This is a genomic window from Lactococcus garvieae subsp. garvieae, from assembly GCF_029024465.1.
Taxonomy (GTDB): domain Bacteria; phylum Bacillota; class Bacilli; order Lactobacillales; family Streptococcaceae; genus Lactococcus; species Lactococcus garvieae.
Map to the genome: position 1 here is coordinate 1,128,379 of NZ_CP118950.1, position 20,604 is coordinate 1,148,982.

The following is a 20,604-nucleotide window of genomic DNA, read 5'->3' on the forward strand; positions in this document are numbered from 1 at the left end:
TTATTGTCGAAGGTTTTTTTACATCCTCTTACTTAATACTCATCTGTGCAACCGTAAGAAGAACTGCAGGAACGCGATATGGTGAGCATGATACATAATCCAAACCGATGTTTTGAAGAAAAGCAACGGAGTCTGGATCGCCTCCCACTTCACCACACACCCCAAAACTAATATCCTTATGTCGCGGTTTGACAAGCTCTATTGCTGTTTTCATCAAACTGCCCACGCCTTTCTGATCCAAATGTTGAAAAGGATCATCTTCTAAAATCCCTTTCTCAATGTAGTCTGGCAAAAATTTAACCGAATCATCACGAGAAAAGCCATAGGTCAGCTGTGTCAGGTCATTGGTACCAAAACTGAAGAACTGTGCCGAAGTCGCAAGCTGGTCGGCCGTCAAGCAGGCTCTTGGAATTTCAAGCATTGCACCGATCTTATACGTCAGTTTCATCTTGTGTTTTTCAAAGACATGTTGAATTTTGTCTTCCAACATCTTTTTAAGATAAGATAATTCTTTTTCTTCAGCAACTAAAGGAATCATAATCTCTGGTTTGACCTGCTTTCCTGTTTTAGCAAGCTCCAAAGCAGCTTCCATTATGGCTTCAACCTGCATTTCATATATTTCAGGATAAGTTATGGCTAAACGACAACCACGATGCCCCAGCATTGGATTGAACTCTTCGAGATCTTTCCCTCTTTGTATGATAAAGTCAACCGTTTGACCGCATGCTTCAGCCACTTGCTCATATTCTTCCTTCGTTTTAGGCATAAATTCGTGAAGCGGCGGATCCAAAAGGCGGATCGTACACGGCATTCCCTCGGTGAGATTCAAAATTTCAGCAAAATCTTTTTTCTGGAATGCTTTGAGTGTTTCAAGCGATTGCTTACGCTGCAGTTGATCTTCTGAGAGAAACATTTTACGCATTTCCAAAATTCGTTCTTTTCCAAAAAACATATGTTCTGTACGCGCCAAGCCAATACCGCTCGCACCAAACTCTAACGCAGCTCTGATATCTTCAACAGTTTCAGCATTTGCTCTGACCTGCAACTTCCCTATGTGAGAGGCCCATCTGAGCACTTTTACTAAAAGATCGAGATCTTGTGCCTTATCAAGTTTAATTTCACCCCGGTAGATTTTTCCTGTTGTACCATCTACTGAGAGTAAATCACCTTCATTTATGGTATGTGTACCATCGTATGCTTGTTTGAGTTTTTCATTAATCGTTAATTGTTCACATCCAACCACGCAGCACACCCCCATACCTCGTGCTACGACAGCCGCATGAGAGGTCATTCCTCCACGAGATGTGACAATGGCCTCACTCACAACCATACCTTCAATATCTTCTGGTGAAGTTTCTGTTCGAAGAAGGATAACTTTTTGTCCCGCCGCGTGTGCGTTTTGCGCATCTTCTGCATGGAAATAAACTCTCCCAGAAGCTGCACCAGGGCTTGCAGGTAATCCTTTTGCTATAGCTTGACTCTCCGCCAACATTTGTTCATCAAACACAGGATGAAGCAGCTGGGTAATCATGGAAGGCGTTAGGCGTTTCAAGCTCTCCTCCTTACTTATTACGCCATCTTCTGCCATTTGAGTCGCAATTTTAAAAGCGGCCTTTGCTGTTCGTTTCCCGTTACGTGTTTGAAGAATGAAGAGTTTTCCCTCTTCTATGGTGAACTCGATATCTTGCATATCTTGATAATGCGCTTCCAACTGATGGCATATTTTTTCAAATTGCAAGTAAATCGCGGGTTGGTCTTGTTTCAGCTCTTGTATTGGACGCGGCGTCCTAATCCCTGCAACAACATCTTCCCCTTGAGCATTCAGCAAAAATTCGCCAAAAACACCGGCTTCTCCTGTGGCGGGATTACGTGTAAAGGCTACACCTGTCCCACTATTCCCGCCAGTATTTCCAAACACCATTTCTTGGATATTAACAGCTGTTCCAAGTTTATCGGAGATTTCATGGATACGACGGTAAGTTACAGCGCGCGGATTATTCCAAGAAGTAAATACCGCTTCTACTGCCGCATAAAGCTGTTTGGAAGGGTCTTGGGGAAAGTTTTCACCAACTTCGTTCAGATAGATTGTGGTAAATTGTTGGATAATCTCCTTCCAATCTTCCGCTTTCATCTCAATATCTGAGCTGTAACCATGTGCCGCTTTATATTGCGTGAGCGCTTCTTCAAAAATGTTTTTATCCACGCCTTTAACCACATCGCCAAACATTTGGATTAAACGACGGTAACAATCATAAGCAAACACAGGATTCCCAGTCTTGCGGGCAAAAATTTCAACACTCTGATGGTTTAAACCTAAATTCAAAATGGTATCCATCATGCCCGGCATTGAAAATTTTGAGCCACTTCTGACCGACACTAAAAGTGGATTTTCCTCATCTGCAAATTTCTTCCCCGTTTCATTTTCTAGCTTCACAATATGTTCTTCTATTTCCTTAACCAACTCAGGCAATAATTTTTTCGAATCCAGATACTCTAAGCAAGCTTCGGTAGTAATGGTAAATCCTCTGGGTACGGGTAAACCAATCCCAGTCATCTCTGCAAGATTTGCTCCCTTTCCTCCCAAGAGATCCTTTTGTTCTTTTGAACCTTCTGTAAAGTTATAAACCCGTTTTTTTGCTCGTGACATTCGCGTCTCCTTTATATGTGACATACTATTTGGTGAATAAACACATTATATAGTGTGTCACATTTATTGTCAAGTGTTTTATAACCGTATTCTTTTATGGCTTATTTACCTTATATATAGCAGATTTCCTTTTATAAATTGCTTTTAAAAGATAAAACACATATAATATATAGTATGTCTTATTTATTAAGGAGTGGCACTTGAAACTGACAACAAGACAAACTGAAATAATTAATATCGTAAAAGCAGAACAGCCCATAAGTGGTGAAAAAATTGCACAAAATTTAGGTTTAAGTCGTGCAACTTTAAGGAACGACTTGTCTATACTAACCATGACGGGATTACTTGATGCTAAGCCAAAGGTGGGCTATTTCTATACGGGGCAAAAAATGCAGCCTCTTTATATTGAAAGCTGCTACTCAAAAAAAGTAGCAGACGTTATGACTTCGCCCCTAATTGTTGAGCAAAATATGTCTGTTTACGACGCTGCGACAAGTCTTTTTCTCTATGATATTGGCAGTATATATGTCAAAAATGAAAATGGCGATTTAGCTGGCCTTCTTTCTCGGAAAGATCTTCTCCGCTTCGCTATTAGTGGCAACAATCTGGAGAAAACACCCGTTGCTGTCATAATGACACGTATGCCTAATATTCATACTATAACTGCCGACAAGACTTTACTTGAAGCTGGGAATATTCTTTCCCAATACGAGGTTGATAGCTTACCTGTGCTTGAAAAAGTAGACTCGAAAAAAATCATCGGTAAAATATCCATCAAACACATCATGAAAGCTTTCATCCAAACAGGAAACGAAATGCAAGGCGAAGATTAAGGGGACAAAATGCAAAATATAAAAATTTATCTCATTACTGACTCTGTCGGTGAAACAGCCAAAAAAATTATTTCTGCTGTTGTGGCACAATTTCCAACTGTTGATTTATCAGATGTTCAGCTTTATCCTTTTACCAATGATAAAGCTTCCCTATTAGAAATTTTGAATGATGCCAAAAAAGAAAATGCACTGGTTGCTATCACTCTCGTTGATAAGACTTTAGTAGCTTGTGTCAAAAAATTTTCAGATACACATGATTTGGCCTATGTGGATTTTATGTCGCCACTCATGCAACTTATTGAAGAACGCTCAGGGGAGCAACCTACACAAGAGTCTGGCAGTGTTCATCGGTTAAATCAAGCATATTTTAATCGTGTAGCTGCTATCGAATTTGCGGTAAAATATGACGATGGCAAAGATCCTAAAGGATTTTTAAATGCCGATATTGTGCTTCTGGGTGTCTCGCGAACTTCAAAAACACCACTGAGTATGTACTTGGCCAACAAAGGTTACAAGGTAGCAAATCTCCCGATCATTCCAGAGGTCGAAGTGGCTAAAGAACTTTATAAAGTTGATCCGCGTAAGATTATCGGCTTAACCAGTACTTCTGAAAGTTTAAGTAATATACGAAGCTACCGAGAACAAACGCTTGGGCTTAAAACAAAATCCATGTATTCTGATGAAAAGCGTATTCTTGAAGAGTTGGCTTATGCAGATACACTCTTTGAGCAATTGGGCATCGAGACAATTGATGTCAGTAAACGTTCAATTGAAGAAAGCTCAATGCTTATTGAGAATCTTATCCAAAAATAAAAAGCACACAAGTGCTTTTATTTTTTATCTTACAGAAGAGTAAGTTTTTGAATCCTAATTCCCTGATAAAATAAATAAAGAAATAAAAAAACTTTAGAAAAGGACAACACTACATTGACAAAGAAACTTTGGATTATTCCAGCACTCATCTTGTTTATCGCAGGAGGCTACTTTGCCGTTAGTAAAGTTATCTCTTTATTCCACCAGCCTGTTCATGGCATCATTCTTTATAGTTCTGACAAAAAAGAGCTCGAACAAAGCTTAAAAGACAACCAATCTTACATAAAAAACAACATCACTGTGGAAGGAAAATATATCACTGAAACGGATACTTTAGTATTAGATGCTGCTTCTGCTGAGAAATTGATTCAAGCAAAAGCTGTCAACACAGTAAGCAAAAAGGGAGACGAATTTAACTTTAAACATGTTACCTCACTTCCGAAAACTCCTGCTTTATGGACAGCTGATACACAAGTAAACACTATCGAAGATGAAAAAGGGCAACGTTTTACTGCTGCAACAACGGAATATGTTGTCTTAGGTGAATCAAGCATGACGAAAAAAACACTTGTTCTTGACAAAGAAGCCTTCAAAAAGTTCCAAGCTCCTGCCAAATATGTCAGCATGATTGAAGAAAAAAGAGATGCTGCACATGCTTTAACAGAGTACAAAGCCGATAAAGCACAAATTTTTAATTTTAAACAAAAATAAACACAACCAAGGTTGTGTTTTTTATATTGCATCCATATTTAAATAAAAAATAAAATATGAACAAGTTCCTTGTGTTATGCATTAGGTTTAAGTTTTTTCACTAAAAATGTCCCAACACTCCAAAGTAATAATACGATAATAACAAAAAGAATCAATAAGCCAATTGAGCCATTAGCAATCGAGCGGAATAAGGTCAGGCCTCCTGCAGCGTAGACAAAGCCCCAAGTTAAATAGCCTGGAAGGGCTACAAGTGTGTACTTGCTCCATTTCCAATCTAACATGCCAGCCGCAAGCTGTACGACAGTTTGAAAACCAACTGTCAAGAAACTCAAAGGTATAACAGGCCATCCATATTTTTGAAGAGCGAGCATTCCTGCTCGATTTTCTTCGGATTTCTCTGCCTTTTTACCCCATTTTGTCTTCAATATTCCCATATGAATGAGTTTTCCTAGACCAAAGGTCATTTGTGCTCTAAAGAAAACAACAATAAACAAGAACAAGGTGGCTTGCCAGAGGGGCAAACTTGCCACCCAATTCAGCATCTTTTCAACCATCTGTTTCACTCCTCTTATTTTACATAAGCTTAATTATAAAGCTCTCTACTATTGAAACATAATATATTAAAAAGTCAAATTCTTTTGTTTTACATAAAATATAAACTAAAAGACTGCAACTTCTTCTGTAATAAAAAGCAAGTACCTTAGTACTTGCTTTATTTTATTCCTTCCTAAATATTTTCTTATTTATTCTTATGTTGTGGTTTGCTTGCAAAGCTCTTTTCAAGTTGTTTAAGTGTAAAAGTTGTGGGGCTAATTTTAATGTTTGTGAAGTATTGGTAGAGCCAAATAATTTCATGGTCTTCAAAACCGATATTTTTAGTCATTGCTTCCAGATTTTCATGGAAAATATCTGTAAAAATAAATTTTGCCTCTTGTTTATTCTTCTTAAAAATATTGGAACGGTAAGCTTGTGCATACTCTACACCTGAACTGGCCCAACCTATGCCAAGATTGAAATTATAAATGGTCATTTTCTTTTCCCTTTTCTAAAAATAAGTAATTTTGTATCTCCATAAGCAACTGCTTGGTGAAAAAACCTTCCTTCACCAGTGCGCCAACACGTTGCACGTTGGTACTGAGTCGCATATACTCTGCAGAAGACATGTATTTCACATAGTCTATTGCCTCTTCAAGATTACTTGCCACTAAACCAATCTCTTGTTCTTCCACAAAGTTTTGCTTTGCTAAGCCTTGATTAACAATAATTGGTAAGCCTGCAGCAAGATAGGTGCTAAATTTAAAAGAAGCATTCATTTCTGAGTATTCTCTTTCAAATTGATTTTCAATATTTTCGCTCCAGACTAAGCCAAAACCGCCTTTATTAAGTTCACGTAAAAGTTGATCATCATGTTGCCAACCTTTCATCCTTAAAAAACCTTTTGCATTCACCTCACCACTGCTAAAAACTTCCAATGGTAAATCACTGCTCCATTCTTTCACAAAAGGAAAACGCGTAATATTTCCAGCGAATTTCAATTTGCGTTGAAATTTTGGTTGTCTCAAATTTTCAATTCCTACCAAATGATCCCAGATACCTTGTATTTTCACAGGACTTGTCAAACCACGTTCTCGTAGTTTTTTCTCCATTCGTTCGGATGGCAATATTACTAAGTCTGCTAAATTGTAAGCCTCTAGGTATCTCTCAAATAAATAATCATTATTTTGAAACATAAGAGGCACAAAGTCATGGATAAATACCACCAGTTTATCTACCCTTTCACGGAGTATTTTCAAAAAAACTTCATCAAATGCGATGCCATTCCAAGATGGCATTTGAGCAATGGCCAAATCGCCTTGCGTAACAGATGACAGCATACCAAAGATTCTTTTTTCTTTTTCCTCTGCTGTATCTTCGCTCACCGAATAAGCAGAAATACTGATTTCTTTAAAACCTTCATCTTGTGCAAGCTTGGTAATCATATGTTGCGCGGTCATAGCCGTGCTTTGTTCACTTTGTCCATATAAATTTGTTATATACTTTCTCATCTGTCCTCTTATCACTTCTCTAAGGAAAAGTTACTATAAGTTCCCCTTTCTTAATATCTAGCAAACTTAATGCAGCATTTTTTAGAATGAGCAATGAGACTTCACTTTGTCTTTGTTGGTAACTTCTTTGGGCCTCTTTTTCAAATTCAGCAATTGGCTTTTTCTGTGCTGTCGATCGACTTTGCACAACAAAACGAAGTTGATTCATTGCGTCTACTTGATTACTCCAAGCATTATCTATAGCTTTCAACATTGTAATCTGTAAATATTGAAGAAAAGCTCTATCATCACCAATTTTTTCTCTTTTTACTTGAAGATTTTCTTTTAAAATATGCCTTATATACAATTGTTTAAGTTCATTTGTTTTCAGGTATTCTTCATTAACATTTTTAAAATTATAATCAATATGATCTAAAATAAAACGCTGTATACTCCGTGATGTCTGTCTCTCTGAAGTTGAAAAATACTCATTAACGACAATTTCTGCACTCTGATTTACTATTAATAAAGCTTCAGAAACACTTCTAAGTTCCATAATTTCTTGACGCTTCTTATTTACTTGCTCTTTTTGCAGGCGTAAAACTTCATCAAATTGGAGCGCCTTTATTCGCTCATCATAGCCGTTTTGCTCTGAAATTTTTTGAGCTTTCATAAAAGCATGTTTTACCTTATAATTACGAATTGGTCTTGTAACTTCTTTATATTTTTCATAGTAAGCTTGTATGCTTTCTTGAACGAAATTTTTAATCACATCATCTTCTAGGGACTCAAAGGTATAAGTATCTCCAGGTTCCCCCTGCCTGCCTGCTCTCCCCTTGGCTTGTAATTCAATACGCCTATTTAACATCCGCTCAGTGATAACAACTGCAAGCCCTCCTTTTTCACTAGCTTCTTCCGATATCTTAATATCCGTCCCTCGACCAGCCATAGAGGTAGAAACAGTCACCGCTCCGACCTGACCTGCTTCAGAAATAATTTGTGCTTCTTTAGAGCTACTCTTCGCATTAAGAATATTATGAGGAATTCCTCTATTAAGTAAATTCAAAGAATAAAGTTCTGAGGCATCAACAGACCCTGTAATGACGAGAACAGGACGTCCCTCTGCATGTAAGGAAGATATTTTTTCAAGACTTGCTTCTAATTTAGCCGCAAAATTTGTGTAGCTTTTCGGTTTGTGGTCGACTCGGATACTTTTTTTATGCGTTTTTATCATTTTTACTGGGAGATTATAGGTATTGATAAATTCATTTTCTGCAACTTTTGCTGTACCTGACATGCCAGCCAACTGTTGAAACTGACGAAATAAATTTTGGTAAGTTATAGATGAGATTGTCTGTGTTTCATTACTTAATTCAACAAATTCTTTTGCTTCTATAGCTTGGTGTAAACCATTTTGTAGATTCGACCCTTCTAAAATTCGTCCATCTTTTCGGTCAAGCAGTTTAACTTCACCCTCTTCCACAAGATAATCTCGGTCTCGTTTTAATGTATGATGTGCTTTTAATGCCAATATAATATGTTGGTAGAGCGTAAAGAATTGTTGGTCAAGAAGATTTGAAATCGAAAAATATTTCTTTGCTTTTATAATGCCTTTTTCTGTTAACCAAACATTTTTCTGTTCTTCGTCCAACTTAAAATCGATTTCTTTTTTGAGTATCGTAATGAAAGCATTCGTGTTTTCAAAATAATTGGACTGAACTTTTGGCGCACCTGAGATAATCAAAGGCATTTGCGCACTGTCTAGGAGAATTTCATCCACCTCATCTAAAAGGGCATAAGTTAACTTCGATATAAATTTCTCTTCTCTTTTTTCAGCCAAGCCATCAATCAAAAAATCAAAAGCTAAAGTTCCATTTGAAATATATATAATATTTGCAGCATAAACTTCTTGCCTTTTTTTCACATCAAATTCTTCTTCCTCAGGATCACTCGTACCATCTGCGACTTCTAACCCTAACCATTGGTAAACCGCACCTATACGTTCAAAGTCCCTACTGGCCAAGTAGTCATTCGTTGTCACTAGAAAGACTGTGTCCAGATACAGCGCTTTTAAATAAAGAGGTAAAGTAGCCACTAAGCTCTTTCCTTCCCCAGTCTTCATCTCAGCAATCTGCCCCTCATAAAGGGCTAGAGCTCCTAGAACTTGTTCATCTGTAGGATATAAACCCAGCACCCTTCTATCTGCTTCGCGAACTACTGCAAATGCCTCGGCAATAATATCAATTTCTTTCTCATTATTTGAAATACGTTTTTTTAATTCATCAGTTTTATTTTTGAGTTCTTTGTCACTAAATTTCATTACAAGTTCTGATAAATTATTTATTTTTCTTAGTAGCTTCTTATACACTCTCTACGCTTCCTTCTTTAATTATTTATTCACTTGCATTTTTTAGACAAACCTTAATTTTATTGCCAATTAACCTATGTAAATTAAAAAACATACAGAAAAAATGAAATAAAATTCATATTTCTGTATATCTATTCACAATCTTTTTCTCAAATAGTTATAAAAAAATTGTTTTTAAAGAGAAAGTCATAAAACTCAAGAAAAAATGCACTAAAAAACAAAAAAAATTGAAAAAAGCCCCTGAAAACAGGAGCTTCTTTCAATAAAATTAAGGTTTTTTTTACAGATGTCCACAAGAAAATTTTATAGCGAAATATTATTTCACGAAAAACTTCTCATTTATCTCACACTTACATAATATCATATATTTAAAATGAACACAATAAGCAAATCTTTCCAAAAAACAAAAATACGAAAGTCCTTTTCTTATCCAAATAATTTTTGTCCTTTCAGAGCTGCAAAATACAACAAGATTTTCTCTTTCTTCGCTTCCTTTTTTTCCTCCTGAATTATGGTTGTAGGTCAAATAGAAGATAGGTGATTTGAGGCTATGGTTTAAAAATCAAAAAAAGCCCTCGCAATACGAGGACTTGGGAGTTTTATGAAAAATTTTGGAACAAGTAAAGTATAACCTTTCTTTCTTAAATCAAACAAAGAATACTATTTTTTAACCACAATGACATTGCAAGGTGCGTGATTAATAACATAATTTGTGGTTGAGCCTACCAAAAGGCGGTCAAACATATCTGTTCCCGTTGCACCAATGACGATTAAGTCAATATTTTTATCTTCTTCTTCCGCAAAGTTAACAATTCTTAGTTTCGGTTTGCCTGCGATTTCATAAGTTTCATATTCAACTTGTTCGCGGATAATATCTTTGCAGTTTGCTAAAATATCTTGCGCAAGTTGATCCAATCCTGGTGTTTCTACAATACCTTTATGAACAGCACCGTAATATTTATTGATATCTTTTACTGTCAGAACATGTAGTTTTGCATGATTGAGACGAGCAATGCGTATCGCTTCATCTACTGCTTTGTAAGATTGTTCAGATCCGTCCACAGGAACCAAAATATTTTTATAATAGTCAGTCATAATCATTCCTCCTTTTATGTCTTTCTCTACTTCTATTGTACATTTTCTTTCCCTAAAAACGAAATCATTTCCTTAAAAGCAACGCTCAACCGAAAAAGGAGTAAAAGAAATACGCCCACAATAGTGAGCGCATTGAAGTGATAAGATAAACATCTTACTGGAATACTTGTATTATATCGCCTTTGTCTTAAGCAATACTAAAATTAAAGCTTTTAAAGAAGTCAATGACAAGCTACTTTTTGTGTCTATTTAACGACCAAGACATTGCATGGTGCATGATTTACAACAAACTGTGTGGTTGAACCTAACATGAGTTTATTAATCATCCCTGCCCCAGTTGCGCCAATAACAATCAAATCCATCTTCTTGTCTCCGGCAAATTGGACAATCATATGTTTGGGCGCACCAACAATTTCATAACTGTCATAAGGTACTTCATCACCGATAATCTCCGCTGCTTTCTTCAAAATATCTTGTGCCATCATATCAATTTCAGGATTTTCGACGATACCAAAACCGGTCATTCCGTAATGATGTTCCATATCCTTAACAGTCAAAACATGAAGTTTTGCATTGTTTCTCTTTGCCAAAGTAATTGCCTCATGTACGGCATTATAAGATTGATCTGAACCATCTAGTGCAACTAAAATATTGTGATATTGTTTTTCCATTATTAGTACCTCCGCTTCATTCTTTCCTTAAGTCTATTATCGCTCTTTCGCTGCAACATTTCAAATATTTCAGTGAAAAGTTAGAGCAAATGTTCAGGATTACTTTTAAAATTAGCTTTTTTGTACTTTTAAAGAGAATGTGTTACAATAATTATGGAATTTCGTTATGTACGTTATAGTGTCCTTTCGTCGATATCATATAGAGAAAGGAGAATGCATTATGACATTCACTAACAAAAACAAAAATTTCAAGTATACTGTATCTTTGGATACTTCAAAAGATATTTTTAAAGTATTTTTGGCTAATGATCCAGCGGTTTATGGGCTTGGTCGTACCATCGAAGAAGCAATGCACAACTTGGAAGAATTAGCATAAGGAGCTCATAGCAATGGATGAATATTCCTCGTGATGGTATCTACTTCACACGTTTAAGTAGATGCCTTTTTTTGTACTCAAAAAGCTAATTTTCCTCCCCCAAATATATCCTCAAAGATTTACTTCTTCCCTAAATTATGATTTAATGGCATCATAGATATCTGAATAGAAAAGAGATTGTACACATGATTTCAAAAAATATTCAAAGAGCGATGCTCAAAGCAAACCATGTCGGTGCTGAATCTAAGGGCTTCCCCTATCTGGCCGAATGCTTAAGACAGGAAGGAATTGTAAAAAATACATGGCATCTTCCTTCTGGAGACAGTTTTTATTTTTCGGAAACGGGCTCACTCGTAAACCCAGGAAACCCTTTAATCGGGCGTGTTGGGCCTTGCCCAGATTTTGATCAAATTGCTCTGGTCCAAAACATTCGTGCAAACCAAGCTGGTAAAATTTCCTTCTCTGAATTCTTGGCTTCGCTTTGGAAAGCGGGTATCATCCGATATGAGGTGGATTTCACTACACGGCAGATGAGTTATTTTGGAGCATTTGACCAAGTCTATCAAGAAAGCTACCCCAGTGTTGCTATTGATGTTTCATCTACCGAATCTTTTTGATTTACGGAGTGTGCAGCGCATGATGTATTTTATCTCTTCATAAGATAAACTATTATCACAGAAGTTTTGCTTCTCCTTGCCATTTTTGTTAAAATTCATCTATGTTAAAAATTTATTTTAAAGCATTAATTCAAGCATTGCTTATTTTGGCAGTATGCCTCTTTCTTCTGATTTATATAGGCACAAAAATGCTAGCCTTTATTGCTTAAAAAGTTCTAATCTTCTTTTGCTTATCTTCTTTCTTTTTGATAGAATTAAGGAATGGTTAAAATTTTATTTACCTCAATTATTAAAGTAGCAATTGCACTTTTCATCATTATTTCTTTTGGAATGATGATGTTCACTTCACTCTTACCTATCATGTAAGCAATAAAAAAGTACCGGTCATTTACCGGTGCTTTTTTAGTCGGAAAAGGGTTCAACATGTACGTCAACATCAAAAACTTCAAACTTTTCGGACAACTGCCGCTCTATTTCTTCAGTAATCAAGTGACTTTCCGCAACCGAAAGTTGAGCATCCACATAGATGACGATGTCTAGAAAAATATTGGCACCATAAGTTCTTCCTCTAAGAAAAGGGACACCCCTCACCCCAGGAATTTCTAAAATATACTTCTTATACTTTTCCAAATCTTCTTCAGGAAAACCATCCGATAACGTAAAACTACTCTCTCTGAAAATATCAATAGCCGTTTTGATAATAATAATACCAATAATAAAAGCCGCTATCGTATCTAAAATATAAAAGTGAAGATAAGAGGCGGCGATTGCTATAGCCGCACCAATTGATGTATAAGCATCACTTAAATTATCTTTTGCTGCTGCCATCAAGGCTTGCGAATTAACTTTTTTCGCTAATCTGCTGTTATAGATATACACAGCCACCATGATCAAAGCAGAACCGATACCGACTAACGCAGATAAGGGATTTGGTGGTGTAAAAGAATTATTTACAATCTTTTCAAAAGAAGAATATAAAACTTCGAGCCCAACCATAAGCATGATAAAAGACGTAATCATGCTCGCAATATTCTCAAATTTCCAATGCCCATAACGATGATTATCATCCTTTGGTTTTCGGGCAAGTTTCAGGCCTATAAGTACGGATATTGAGGCAATCACATCTGTAAAGTTGTTCAAGCCATCCGCACGCAAGGCTTCCGAATTTGCAAATATTCCCATAAATATCTTTGTAAAGGCTAAAATGATATATGCTGAAATACTAATCCACGCGCCTTTCTCAGCGATTTTCAGTTCTTTGTATCTCTTATTTTCCATATCCTTCTCCTTCTGAAAAAAAGTAACCTTTCTATTGTATCATCGACGATTGTAAAAACAAAATGAAATGTTGTTTTAATTTAATCAAGAGAATTTAGAACATTATTGTTTGGATTGCTCCTCTATTTTTACTTTTCTTCTATTAAATGACTTTCTTACAGTAAAAGAAAGCGTACTCTTTTCATCTATGGTATACTATAATTAGGAGATTAATTTATGAAAAAAATTATATTAGCATTTATTCCACTACTTTTACTTGTTGGTTGCGGAGCGGATAAAAAAGAGAACACTGCCAATTTTGCTCAAGATAAGCAGTCAAGTACTCGCACTTCCTCCTCAACATCTGCCCCTCGTTCTTCTCAAGATAATGTCGCATCAAGTGAACAGCCAAAAAGTTATCCTGTAGCTTTAGAACAGTTTTCCAAAGGAGACTATTCAAACTTTCATGGACTCTATAAAAACAGCAGCAACGATATTCTAATCATCACAAAAGGCCATATTGAATATTATTCTCATACCGGAAAAGATATTGGCTCTGTCATTATCAATGAAAGTACTTTTAAATCTAAGACTGAAAATCAACCCTTTAACCAAATTTATCTTTTTAATCAAGGACAAGTAGAGATCAACTTTAATGCAACAGCAGATAAGATTGAAACAATTCGAATTACAGATAATGCTGGTACTTCTTCTGATTTTACTTTAGCAGCCCAACTTGACAGCAATAATTTTACGAAGGATACTGTACTTAATTATTTTAAAAGCTATCTTTCCAATCCAGAGGATTTTTATTTTGATGCTGTGAACACGCAAGATTCTTTTGTAATCCAAGTTTTTTCAAAAGAAATGCGAGCAAATGGTGGAAGCGGAACCGTTGGTTTATACAAAGTTTTACCTGATGGCACCATTTACCTTGTTACTTATGATGTAGCAACAAATACGTATCCCAAGGCCGAATAACCTCTTGTCGAATTATTCCTATATTATAAATTCAAAAAATCTACGTTATATATACGTAGATTTTTTTTAAGTATATTTCCTAAATTTTATTCAGTGCTTTTTGAGGAACATCTTGCTTCTGGACTTCTTCCCAGCTCGTGACCCCCTTCTTATCGTTATATACGAGTCTTAAATAAGCATCGTGTCTAAGATTATGATCTCCAGTGAATTCCATTTCTTTTGCTTCTCCCTTTTCATCATAGCCGGTCAGCGTATAATAGTACCTCGTAAATTCTTGCCCCGAATCGTCTTTTTCTTTTTTAGCAACACCATCTTCTTGAATATGCACATAGTAACTGTCGCCACCATATGCTGTATGATACCAAGCATAACCTCCACCGACAACAATCAATACAAGTGCCACAATTCCCACTAATACTTTTTTCATATTTCATACCTCATTTATTTTTCTTCTATAAAACTATTTTACTGTTATTTTTACTGTTATAACTTACATTTTCTTAAGAAAGTAATTTTCACTCTTCATTAAATGTGAAAAATCCACTATTCCTCAAGCTTATTTAGTGCTGTTCGAGGGATTTCATACTCTTGCCTTGTTTCCCAGCTGTTTGCATCCTTTTTATTGGCCGCATGAATTTCCAGATAAGTTCCCACATGGATTTGATGATCTGTTTTAAGATGAAGCTCTCGAACATCTCCTCTAGAACTGACTCCCCTTACCGTATAATTATATTGACTGTCTAAAGTCCCATCCGTATTCTTATGTGTTTTCGCATTTACCTTCCCTTGCACATGGGCAAAGTAAATCGTTTGTGTATAGCTAAGACTTTTCCAAAAAAAGCCAATATCTAAAATTAAGAGTATGCCTAAAAAACCAAACAATATTTTTTTCATTTTATTTTTCCATTCAACACACAACATTAAGTTGTTAGCATTATTTTACTCCAAATTTGTCTAAAATATCCTTACATTATTGTAATAATCAAGCTTGAGTCTTCTTGATATCTTTGTGAGAGTGTATTTTTTAATTTATATACTTAAACTAAATTTGCCTCTCAAGATTTAAAGAACGGATAAAAAAGCAAATAAAACTCTAATAGTTCAAAAGGATTATCTGACTTCACTTGCTCTTTATTCAATCACAACTGCATAAATAGATAAACTCCTGCTGCGTGGGAGTGTATCTATTTATGAAGTTTTAACACACAATCTTGCAAAGTTTTTTTGTTAAAATATAAATTACAATAAAAGGAGTTATTCTATGTTTTCATTCACTATCCCTAGTGCTTCTCTTCAAGAAGTAATTTTTCTAAGTATCTGGTATGGCTTTATTTCAGGCATGATTTCCGGAATGGTTAAGATTGGTTGGGAAGCAATTCTACCACCGAGAACTTCTGAAAGAAATGCCACGAATCCACCCCAGCGTATGTTGGAGCAATTTGGAGTACCCTCTTCACTTACGCATGCTTATGTTTTATATTCACGTGATCAAAAAGTATATTGGTTTTCTTTAATCTTACATTTTAGTTTTTCCGTATTCTTTGCTACATTATTTATTTTTATTGCACAATATTGGCCATGCATTGCCCTTTGGCAAGGAGCTGCTTATGGAATCATCATCTGGTTCATCTGGCACATCGTTTTATTGCCTATTATGAAAACCATTCCTGCACCTTGGAAACAGCCGTTTGCTGAACACTTCTCAGAGTTCTTTGGACATATCGTTTGGGCCTGGTCGATTGCTGCCTGTCTTTATTATTTAATATCAAAAGATAGCAGTGGAATTTTAACGAACATTTAAGTAAATTAAATTTGTGTTTTAAGTTTATTGTGCTACAATAAGAATAGAATTTCGTTATATTCGTTATAGTGTCCTTTCGAAGAGAAACAAGAAAGGGGAATGCATATGACATTCACTAATAACACTAAAAACTTCAAATACACAGTATCTCTAGATACTTCAACGAATTTATTTATAGCTTCTCTGGTAGACGCTACTTCTTCATTAAGTAGTCTCGGCAACACCATTGAAGAAGCCGTGTATAATTTAGAAGCGATAGCATAACTAACAGCGCCTATTTGAATGGGCGCTTTTTTGTATGTAAAAAGCCACCATTTACGGCAGCTTAAATTTAATAGTTTTTATCAAGCACTCCCTGTAAGCACTTGTAATAACTAATCAAGGAATCGAACCTTGACCATGAGACCAACTTTAGCTACTTAACTTTATTTATTGTTTTTATGTGATGGATATACTTCACATAATGCTTGGTATTCAGCCGTAGAAATTTCATTTTTAATAGGTTTGATCAAACCGTCATTTTCCATCATTTTTAATTTTTGATAAATAGTATTGTATTTACCAGTACTACCACCTACTACAAATGCCCCATTATAGAGATACCCAGTTGTACCTCCGCCTGCGTTATCTTTTCTTACTGTCAATTTAATCATTTCTTCTTCCTCCTCTGGTTGTGGGTCTGGATCTGGTTTTGGAGTAGAATCTCCTAAACGTAATCCGTATGCAAACGACAAGCCAATATATTCTGACCATGCAAAACTATCTCGTGTTACATATTGTCGTCCATTCATATTTTGTTGAACAAGTGTTGGGCGTGTAGGTTCTTCGACGATTGCAACGTGACCGTAACTTCCATCCGAAAAGACTACTATATCTCCCCGTTGGAGTTCTCCATGGTTTGTAATACGTTGAACTTTTACTCCTGCATTTTGCAAAGCAGCAATATTACTTGCACTCCCAGTATCAATAGCATTACCGCCCATATGAACACCATATGCAGTTTGAACAACATAGACAATCAAGTCCATACATTGACCACCGTACATGCCATCCATATCTACAGTTTGGCCAAGCTTAGCTGATGCTAATGCCAATAAGTCTGCCATTTCCTACCTCCTTTATTTTTTATTCTTTTAAGATAATTAGAGGCCTCTTAGTTATCTTAATTTTATTATACCCTCCGATTTTTAATTGGTTTAGGTAAAAAACGGAAAATGAAATCAGTATAAAGTTTCTCTCCTTCCCCCTCTCTCAGTATCTTTTTAAAAGCATCGTACTATTTTCTGACTGTACTATCTATTATCTTTAAAACCTAATAATTCCACAACTTCTTTTTTTGAAAGTACTAAACTAAAATTACTATCTTCAGATATAAAATCATGTAAACAGTCAAGAATTGTAGCTCTAACTGAATCTCTAATTTTTTTGAATCATTTCTTCGAACATACGATCCTCTCCTTGGAGAATGTGATACCACTGGTTCTCAAGAGAAACGAACAAATAAAGTAGCTATTCTTTTTCTATCAGATATATTCCTAACTGATGGGGGTAATTTTGAGCTTTTTCAAAAGTTCATTGAAATATCTGTATGCCCTTGTAACACTTCTTTTTTTCTTCTTGGTAAAGTTAACAAAAAAGTCATAAATGAGTTAAACAAAGAGGATAACAACCAGAAAGACCTTAGCAAATATCACCTAAGGAATACGTTATCGACTATATTTCATATTTTGATATTGTTGAGTAGATAAACACTTATCAATTTCTTGAAGCATACAATTTACCTTACGAAAATTATGATAAAACAGTCGAAATTTTTAAGAATGTGTTAAAATTGTATTATGCCTTTATATAGAAAAGGACATATATTAAATTTGGAATGAGAAAACCAAGTATCAAAAAAAGCTTAAAAGCTCGTACTACAGGTAAAGAAAAAAGACAAATAAAAAAGCCCTTATTCCCGGATATGGAAAAAAGGTATAAGATTTATTTAAATGAATATTACGTGCGCTAACCACGTTAAAAGGGTAAGGAGAAATTTTATGAAATGGAAAAAAAACCTGTCTTTACTGACCATTGCTGTTACCAGCTTAACAGCTAGTTTAGTATTTGCTACTAATACTAAAGCAGACTCTGTAAATGTGTACCGTCTGTATAATAAAGTATCAATGGAGCACTTATATACAGCTAGCAAAAATGAGTATCAATCATTGCCCAAAATTTCCAGAGATTGGAAGCAGGAAGGTATTAATTTTAGAGCACAAGGTAATCCAGGACAAGGAACAAAAGCGATTTTACGTGTTTACAATCCTCGTTCGGGAGAACATCTTTACACATCTGACAATTATGAAGCTCAGGTACTAACAACTAAAAATGGATGGAGAAACGAGGGTGTCGCTTTCTATTCTCAAACAAAATCTACTAAAGCTGTTTATCGCTTATATAACCCCGCGGCAGGCATCGGAGCACATTTCACTACAATGGACGCCTACGAAAAAAATATTTTGGCTTCTCGTGGATGGAAATATGAAGGAATAGCTTGGTATGCTGCTGATCCATCAACTACAACTGTATATGTAGCCGGTACAGACTCAAAAGTATACTGGTATAGTCGTAAATCACTTCTCGACTATGGTAACAAAGTAGGAAATCCAGTGAATCAATCTCAAATTATTGTTATGACTGAACAAGCTGCGTTAAATCAAAATCTACGTCATTCTTCTAAAGAATAAATAAAAAAATCCGCCCCAAAGCTTTGGACGGCAAGGAGGGATTAAACAATGAATTTAAAAACAGCTCTTTTAGAGCTGTTTTAATATACTCTATTATAGAGTATAGTGAGGTTAAAATCAATTATGGATATAAAATCTTTATAAAAAGAAAAATGGGACTACTTCTTACAAATTTAAAGCGTACATCGAAAAAAAGAATGTTAAGAGACAATATGCCGAAAAAAGTGGTTTCAAAACGAAAGCGGAAGCTCGAACAGCCTTACATTGTATTCAAGAAGAGATTAATAATCCTGTGCCTAAAAGTGAAAGGACATTTAGAGAACTTTAGAATGAATGGCTTCTTGTTTATGAAAAAGAAGTCCAAAATAGCACATAGTATAAAACAACTCGTGCTTTCGATAAACGAATTTTGCCAGTTTTTGAAAAGCTTAAGCATGCTCGTAAGCTTTTTGAAATGGGTTCGTAAAGTATTTAACCATGCTGCCCTTTTAGGCTACATACAAGCTCATCCTGCAGCTCCTGTGACATCACAAAGTATCAAGAAAAAGTTGATGAAAAAAAGATTTTTTATGATACTGATGAGCTAAAAATTCATGAACTTTGTAGAAGAAACAAATGATATTAAAAAATAGCACTTTTCAGATTGTCAGCTTTCACTGGAATAAGGAAAGGTGAACTTCTAGCTCTTGAATGGAATGATTATAGAAAGGGAACGCTCGACATAAACAAAGTCGTTTCTCATTCTCCAATAGGTTATGAAACTTTACCTCCTAAAGCAAATTCAAATAGATTATTAAGTCTAGATATAAAAACTTGCCAGATACTTGATAAGTTGCATAAAGAATTTCCAACCTCTCCTCGTATTTTTGAATCAGAAAAAGGAGGAATGCTTTCTCTTTCGAAACCAAGGAAGTGGTTATTGGAAATTACAAAAAATAAAAAGATTGAACCTATTCGAATACACGCCTTCCGTCATACTCATGCAAGTTTATTATTTGAATCAGGCATGAGTTTAAAGCAAGTTCAATATATATTAGGACATTCTGACTTAAAAACTACTATGAACGTTGATACTCAAATAACTGAATATGCCAAAGATAATATTGGGGATAAATTCTCCGAGTACATTGATTTTTAACTAGCTCTTCTTCAGCTAGTTTTTTTATTTTTTAGTTATCAATTTAGTTATCACTTTTTGTCAAAGTACAAAAATATAAATTAAAATAAAAAACAAAAACCGCTCAACAGAGCGGTTTTCTTAAACTACAATAAAGTAGTTATACATACAATGGAGGCGAGGGGAGTTGAACCCCTGTCCAGACACCTTGCTACATCAACGTCTACAACCATAGGACTTTCTCTAGTTTAACAAATTTCCAAAGCCAGTCTCAAACAGCAGAAATTTGCGGTGCTTTAAAATCTCTTTTTTTATGTAAAGCCACCATAAAAACGTATCCGACTGAGGTTTAGAGCTTCAGGCCGCCATCGGCGAACGATCATCAGCTACGCAAGCTGGTGTTTAGGCAGCGAGTGCGTAAGAAGTGTTATTTTTAGCAGTTATATTTATCTGCGATGGATTTAGGTGACATCACCACCAGTTGCAGTTCATGCGCGACAATGCCTGTCGAATCCGTAACGCCCCCGTTACGGTGGAATAACTTCCAGACATTAATTATAGCAC

The 20,604-nt window shown here is 35.5% G+C and carries 19 protein-coding genes, 1 other RNA gene and 2 pseudogenes; 10 read left to right on the forward strand and 12 right to left on the reverse strand.

Going from position 1 to position 20,604, the window contains the following annotated elements; all coding sequences use genetic code 11:
* Positions 1–28: 28 nt before the first annotated feature.
* Positions 29–2,647, reverse strand: a complete 2,619-nt coding sequence (gene ppdK, locus PYW30_RS05600; RefSeq protein WP_042218287.1) for a pyruvate, phosphate dikinase — start codon at positions 2,645–2,647, stop codon at positions 29–31.
* A gap of 200 nt (positions 2,648–2,847) precedes the next feature.
* Here ppdK and PYW30_RS05605 point away from each other — a divergent pair, with 200 nt between their 5' ends.
* The 3 genes from PYW30_RS05605 (at position 2,848) to PYW30_RS05615 (ending at position 5,004) form a co-directional block, all read left to right on the forward strand.
* Positions 2,848–3,480 (forward strand): helix-turn-helix transcriptional regulator, encoded by a 633-nt coding sequence (locus tag PYW30_RS05605; RefSeq protein ID WP_023889820.1) that lies wholly within the window; start codon positions 2,848–2,850, stop codon positions 3,478–3,480.
* A 9-nt stretch (positions 3,481–3,489) separates the two neighbouring features.
* Positions 3,490–4,293, forward strand: a complete 804-nt coding sequence (locus tag PYW30_RS05610) for a pyruvate, water dikinase regulatory protein (RefSeq protein ID WP_042218290.1) — start codon at positions 3,490–3,492, stop codon at positions 4,291–4,293.
* 114 nt (positions 4,294–4,407) lie between these two features.
* Entirely contained in the window at positions 4,408–5,004 is a 597-nt protein-coding gene (locus PYW30_RS05615) for a lipoprotein BA_5634 family protein (RefSeq protein WP_019335899.1), read from the forward strand.
* 74 nt (positions 5,005–5,078) lie between these two features.
* Here PYW30_RS05615 and PYW30_RS05620 read toward each other — a convergent pair whose 3' ends face one another.
* The 6 genes and pseudogenes from PYW30_RS05620 to PYW30_RS05645 form a co-directional block, all read right to left on the reverse strand.
* On the reverse strand, positions 5,079–5,558 hold the full coding sequence (locus PYW30_RS05620; protein ID WP_042218293.1) for an SNARE-associated domain-containing protein: 480 nt from the start codon (positions 5,556–5,558) through the stop codon (positions 5,079–5,081).
* Positions 5,559–5,755: 197 nt separating this feature from the next.
* A pseudogene (locus PYW30_RS05625) lies at positions 5,756–6,034 on the reverse strand (accessory Sec system glycosyltransferase GtfA); the annotation flags it as partial.
* The gene (locus PYW30_RS05630) at positions 6,021–7,049 is read right to left on the reverse strand and encodes a sugar transferase (RefSeq protein WP_004256986.1); all 1,029 of its coding nucleotides are present in this window, start codon (positions 7,047–7,049) and stop codon (positions 6,021–6,023) included. The gene PYW30_RS05630 and the pseudogene PYW30_RS05625, both read right to left, overlap by 14 nt.
* 19 nt (positions 7,050–7,068) lie before the next feature.
* The gene (gene secA, locus PYW30_RS05635) at positions 7,069–9,396 is read right to left on the reverse strand and encodes a preprotein translocase subunit SecA (protein WP_042218294.1); all 2,328 of its coding nucleotides are present in this window, start codon (positions 9,394–9,396) and stop codon (positions 7,069–7,071) included.
* 660 nt (positions 9,397–10,056) lie between these two features.
* Positions 10,057–10,491 carry a universal stress protein gene (locus tag PYW30_RS05640; protein WP_004256982.1) on the reverse strand — a complete coding sequence of 145 codons (435 nt, stop codon included), beginning with the start codon at positions 10,489–10,491 and terminating at the stop codon, positions 10,057–10,059.
* Between the two features lie 245 nt (positions 10,492–10,736).
* On the reverse strand, positions 10,737–11,162 hold the full coding sequence (locus PYW30_RS05645; protein WP_019292577.1) for a universal stress protein: 426 nt from the start codon (positions 11,160–11,162) through the stop codon (positions 10,737–10,739).
* Between the two features lie 220 nt (positions 11,163–11,382).
* Between PYW30_RS05645 and PYW30_RS05650 the strand changes: the two genes are divergently transcribed.
* Both PYW30_RS05650 and PYW30_RS05655 read left to right on the forward strand, forming a co-directional pair.
* On the forward strand, positions 11,383–11,538 hold the full coding sequence (locus PYW30_RS05650; RefSeq protein ID WP_016170924.1) for a hypothetical protein: 156 nt from the start codon (positions 11,383–11,385) through the stop codon (positions 11,536–11,538).
* Positions 11,539–11,723: 185 nt separating this feature from the next.
* Positions 11,724–12,155, forward strand: a complete 432-nt coding sequence (locus PYW30_RS05655) for a DUF1398 family protein (protein ID WP_042218306.1) — start codon at positions 11,724–11,726, stop codon at positions 12,153–12,155.
* Between the two features lie 402 nt (positions 12,156–12,557).
* Here PYW30_RS05655 and PYW30_RS05660 read toward each other — a convergent pair whose 3' ends face one another.
* On the reverse strand, positions 12,558–13,433 hold the full coding sequence (locus PYW30_RS05660) for a cation diffusion facilitator family transporter (protein WP_042218308.1): 876 nt from the start codon (positions 13,431–13,433) through the stop codon (positions 12,558–12,560).
* 216 nt (positions 13,434–13,649) lie between these two features.
* Between PYW30_RS05660 and PYW30_RS05665 the strand changes: the two genes are divergently transcribed.
* The gene (locus tag PYW30_RS05665; RefSeq protein ID WP_042218309.1) at positions 13,650–14,393 is read left to right on the forward strand and encodes a hypothetical protein; all 744 of its coding nucleotides are present in this window, start codon (positions 13,650–13,652) and stop codon (positions 14,391–14,393) included.
* A 79-nt stretch (positions 14,394–14,472) separates the two neighbouring features.
* Here the strand turns inward: PYW30_RS05665 and PYW30_RS05670 are convergent, their stop codons facing one another.
* Together PYW30_RS05670 and PYW30_RS05675 are read right to left on the reverse strand one after the other, a co-directional pair.
* Complete coding sequence (locus PYW30_RS05670) at positions 14,473–14,820, reverse strand: YxeA family protein (protein ID WP_042218312.1); 348 nt, start codon at positions 14,818–14,820, stop codon at positions 14,473–14,475.
* Between the two features lie 116 nt (positions 14,821–14,936).
* Entirely contained in the window at positions 14,937–15,287 is a 351-nt protein-coding gene (locus tag PYW30_RS05675) for a YxeA family protein (protein ID WP_042218314.1), read from the reverse strand.
* 367 nt (positions 15,288–15,654) lie between these two features.
* Between PYW30_RS05675 and PYW30_RS05680 the strand changes: the two genes are divergently transcribed.
* Positions 15,655–16,194: a YagU family protein gene (locus PYW30_RS05680; RefSeq protein ID WP_014024869.1), complete on the forward strand. Its 540-nt coding sequence runs from the start codon at positions 15,655–15,657 to the stop codon at positions 16,192–16,194.
* Positions 16,195–16,299: 105 nt separating this feature from the next.
* Positions 16,300–16,458, forward strand: a complete 159-nt coding sequence (locus tag PYW30_RS05685) for a hypothetical protein (RefSeq protein WP_023889446.1) — start codon at positions 16,300–16,302, stop codon at positions 16,456–16,458.
* Between the two features lie 161 nt (positions 16,459–16,619).
* On the opposite strand, the gene PYW30_RS05690 is transcribed toward PYW30_RS05685, so the two are convergent.
* Positions 16,620–17,300 carry a CHAP domain-containing protein gene (locus PYW30_RS05690; protein ID WP_042218316.1) on the reverse strand — a complete coding sequence of 227 codons (681 nt, stop codon included), beginning with the start codon at positions 17,298–17,300 and terminating at the stop codon, positions 16,620–16,622.
* A gap of 933 nt (positions 17,301–18,233) precedes the next feature.
* Between PYW30_RS05690 and PYW30_RS05695 the strand changes: the two genes are divergently transcribed.
* Together PYW30_RS05695 and PYW30_RS10705 are read left to right on the forward strand one after the other, a co-directional pair.
* Complete coding sequence (locus PYW30_RS05695) at positions 18,234–18,923, forward strand: hypothetical protein (RefSeq protein ID WP_016170922.1); 690 nt, start codon at positions 18,234–18,236, stop codon at positions 18,921–18,923.
* Between the two features lie 123 nt (positions 18,924–19,046).
* A pseudogene (locus PYW30_RS10705) lies at positions 19,047–20,061 on the forward strand (tyrosine-type recombinase/integrase).
* Positions 20,062–20,209: 148 nt separating this feature from the next.
* Here the strand turns inward: PYW30_RS10705 and ssrA are convergent.
* Positions 20,210–20,566: a transfer-messenger RNA gene (ssrA, locus tag PYW30_RS05710) on the reverse strand.
* Positions 20,567–20,604 lie beyond the last annotated feature (38 nt).

Excerpts from the sequence above, each read along its gene's own strand:
- ppdK (WP_042218287.1), bottom strand. The coding sequence starts at position 2,647 with ATGTCACGAGCAAAAAAACGGGTTTATAACTTTACAGAAGGTTCAAAA.
- PYW30_RS05610 (WP_042218290.1), top strand. The coding sequence starts at position 3,490 with ATGCAAAATATAAAAATTTATCTCATTACTGACTCTGTCGGTGAAACA.
- PYW30_RS05620 (WP_042218293.1), bottom strand. The coding sequence starts at position 5,558 with ATGGTTGAAAAGATGCTGAATTGGGTGGCAAGTTTGCCCCTCTGGCAA.
- PYW30_RS05630 (WP_004256986.1), bottom strand. The coding sequence starts at position 7,049 with ATGAGAAAGTATATAACAAATTTATATGGACAAAGTGAACAAAGCACG.
- PYW30_RS05640 (WP_004256982.1), bottom strand. The coding sequence starts at position 10,491 with ATGACTGACTATTATAAAAATATTTTGGTTCCTGTGGACGGATCTGAA.
- PYW30_RS05645 (WP_019292577.1), bottom strand. The coding sequence starts at position 11,162 with ATGGAAAAACAATATCACAATATTTTAGTTGCACTAGATGGTTCAGAT.
- PYW30_RS05650 (WP_016170924.1), top strand. The coding sequence starts at position 11,383 with ATGACATTCACTAACAAAAACAAAAATTTCAAGTATACTGTATCTTTG.
- PYW30_RS05655 (WP_042218306.1), top strand. The coding sequence starts at position 11,724 with ATGATTTCAAAAAATATTCAAAGAGCGATGCTCAAAGCAAACCATGTC.
- PYW30_RS05660 (WP_042218308.1), bottom strand. The coding sequence starts at position 13,433 with ATGGAAAATAAGAGATACAAAGAACTGAAAATCGCTGAGAAAGGCGCG.
- PYW30_RS05665 (WP_042218309.1), top strand. The coding sequence starts at position 13,650 with ATGAAAAAAATTATATTAGCATTTATTCCACTACTTTTACTTGTTGGT.
- PYW30_RS05670 (WP_042218312.1), bottom strand. The coding sequence starts at position 14,820 with ATGAAAAAAGTATTAGTGGGAATTGTGGCACTTGTATTGATTGTTGTC.
- PYW30_RS05675 (WP_042218314.1), bottom strand. The coding sequence starts at position 15,287 with ATGAAAAAAATATTGTTTGGTTTTTTAGGCATACTCTTAATTTTAGAT.
- PYW30_RS05680 (WP_014024869.1), top strand. The coding sequence starts at position 15,655 with ATGTTTTCATTCACTATCCCTAGTGCTTCTCTTCAAGAAGTAATTTTT.
- PYW30_RS05685 (WP_023889446.1), top strand. The coding sequence starts at position 16,300 with ATGACATTCACTAATAACACTAAAAACTTCAAATACACAGTATCTCTA.
- PYW30_RS05690 (WP_042218316.1), bottom strand. The coding sequence starts at position 17,300 with ATGGCAGACTTATTGGCATTAGCATCAGCTAAGCTTGGCCAAACTGTA.
- PYW30_RS05695 (WP_016170922.1), top strand. The coding sequence starts at position 18,234 with ATGAAATGGAAAAAAAACCTGTCTTTACTGACCATTGCTGTTACCAGC.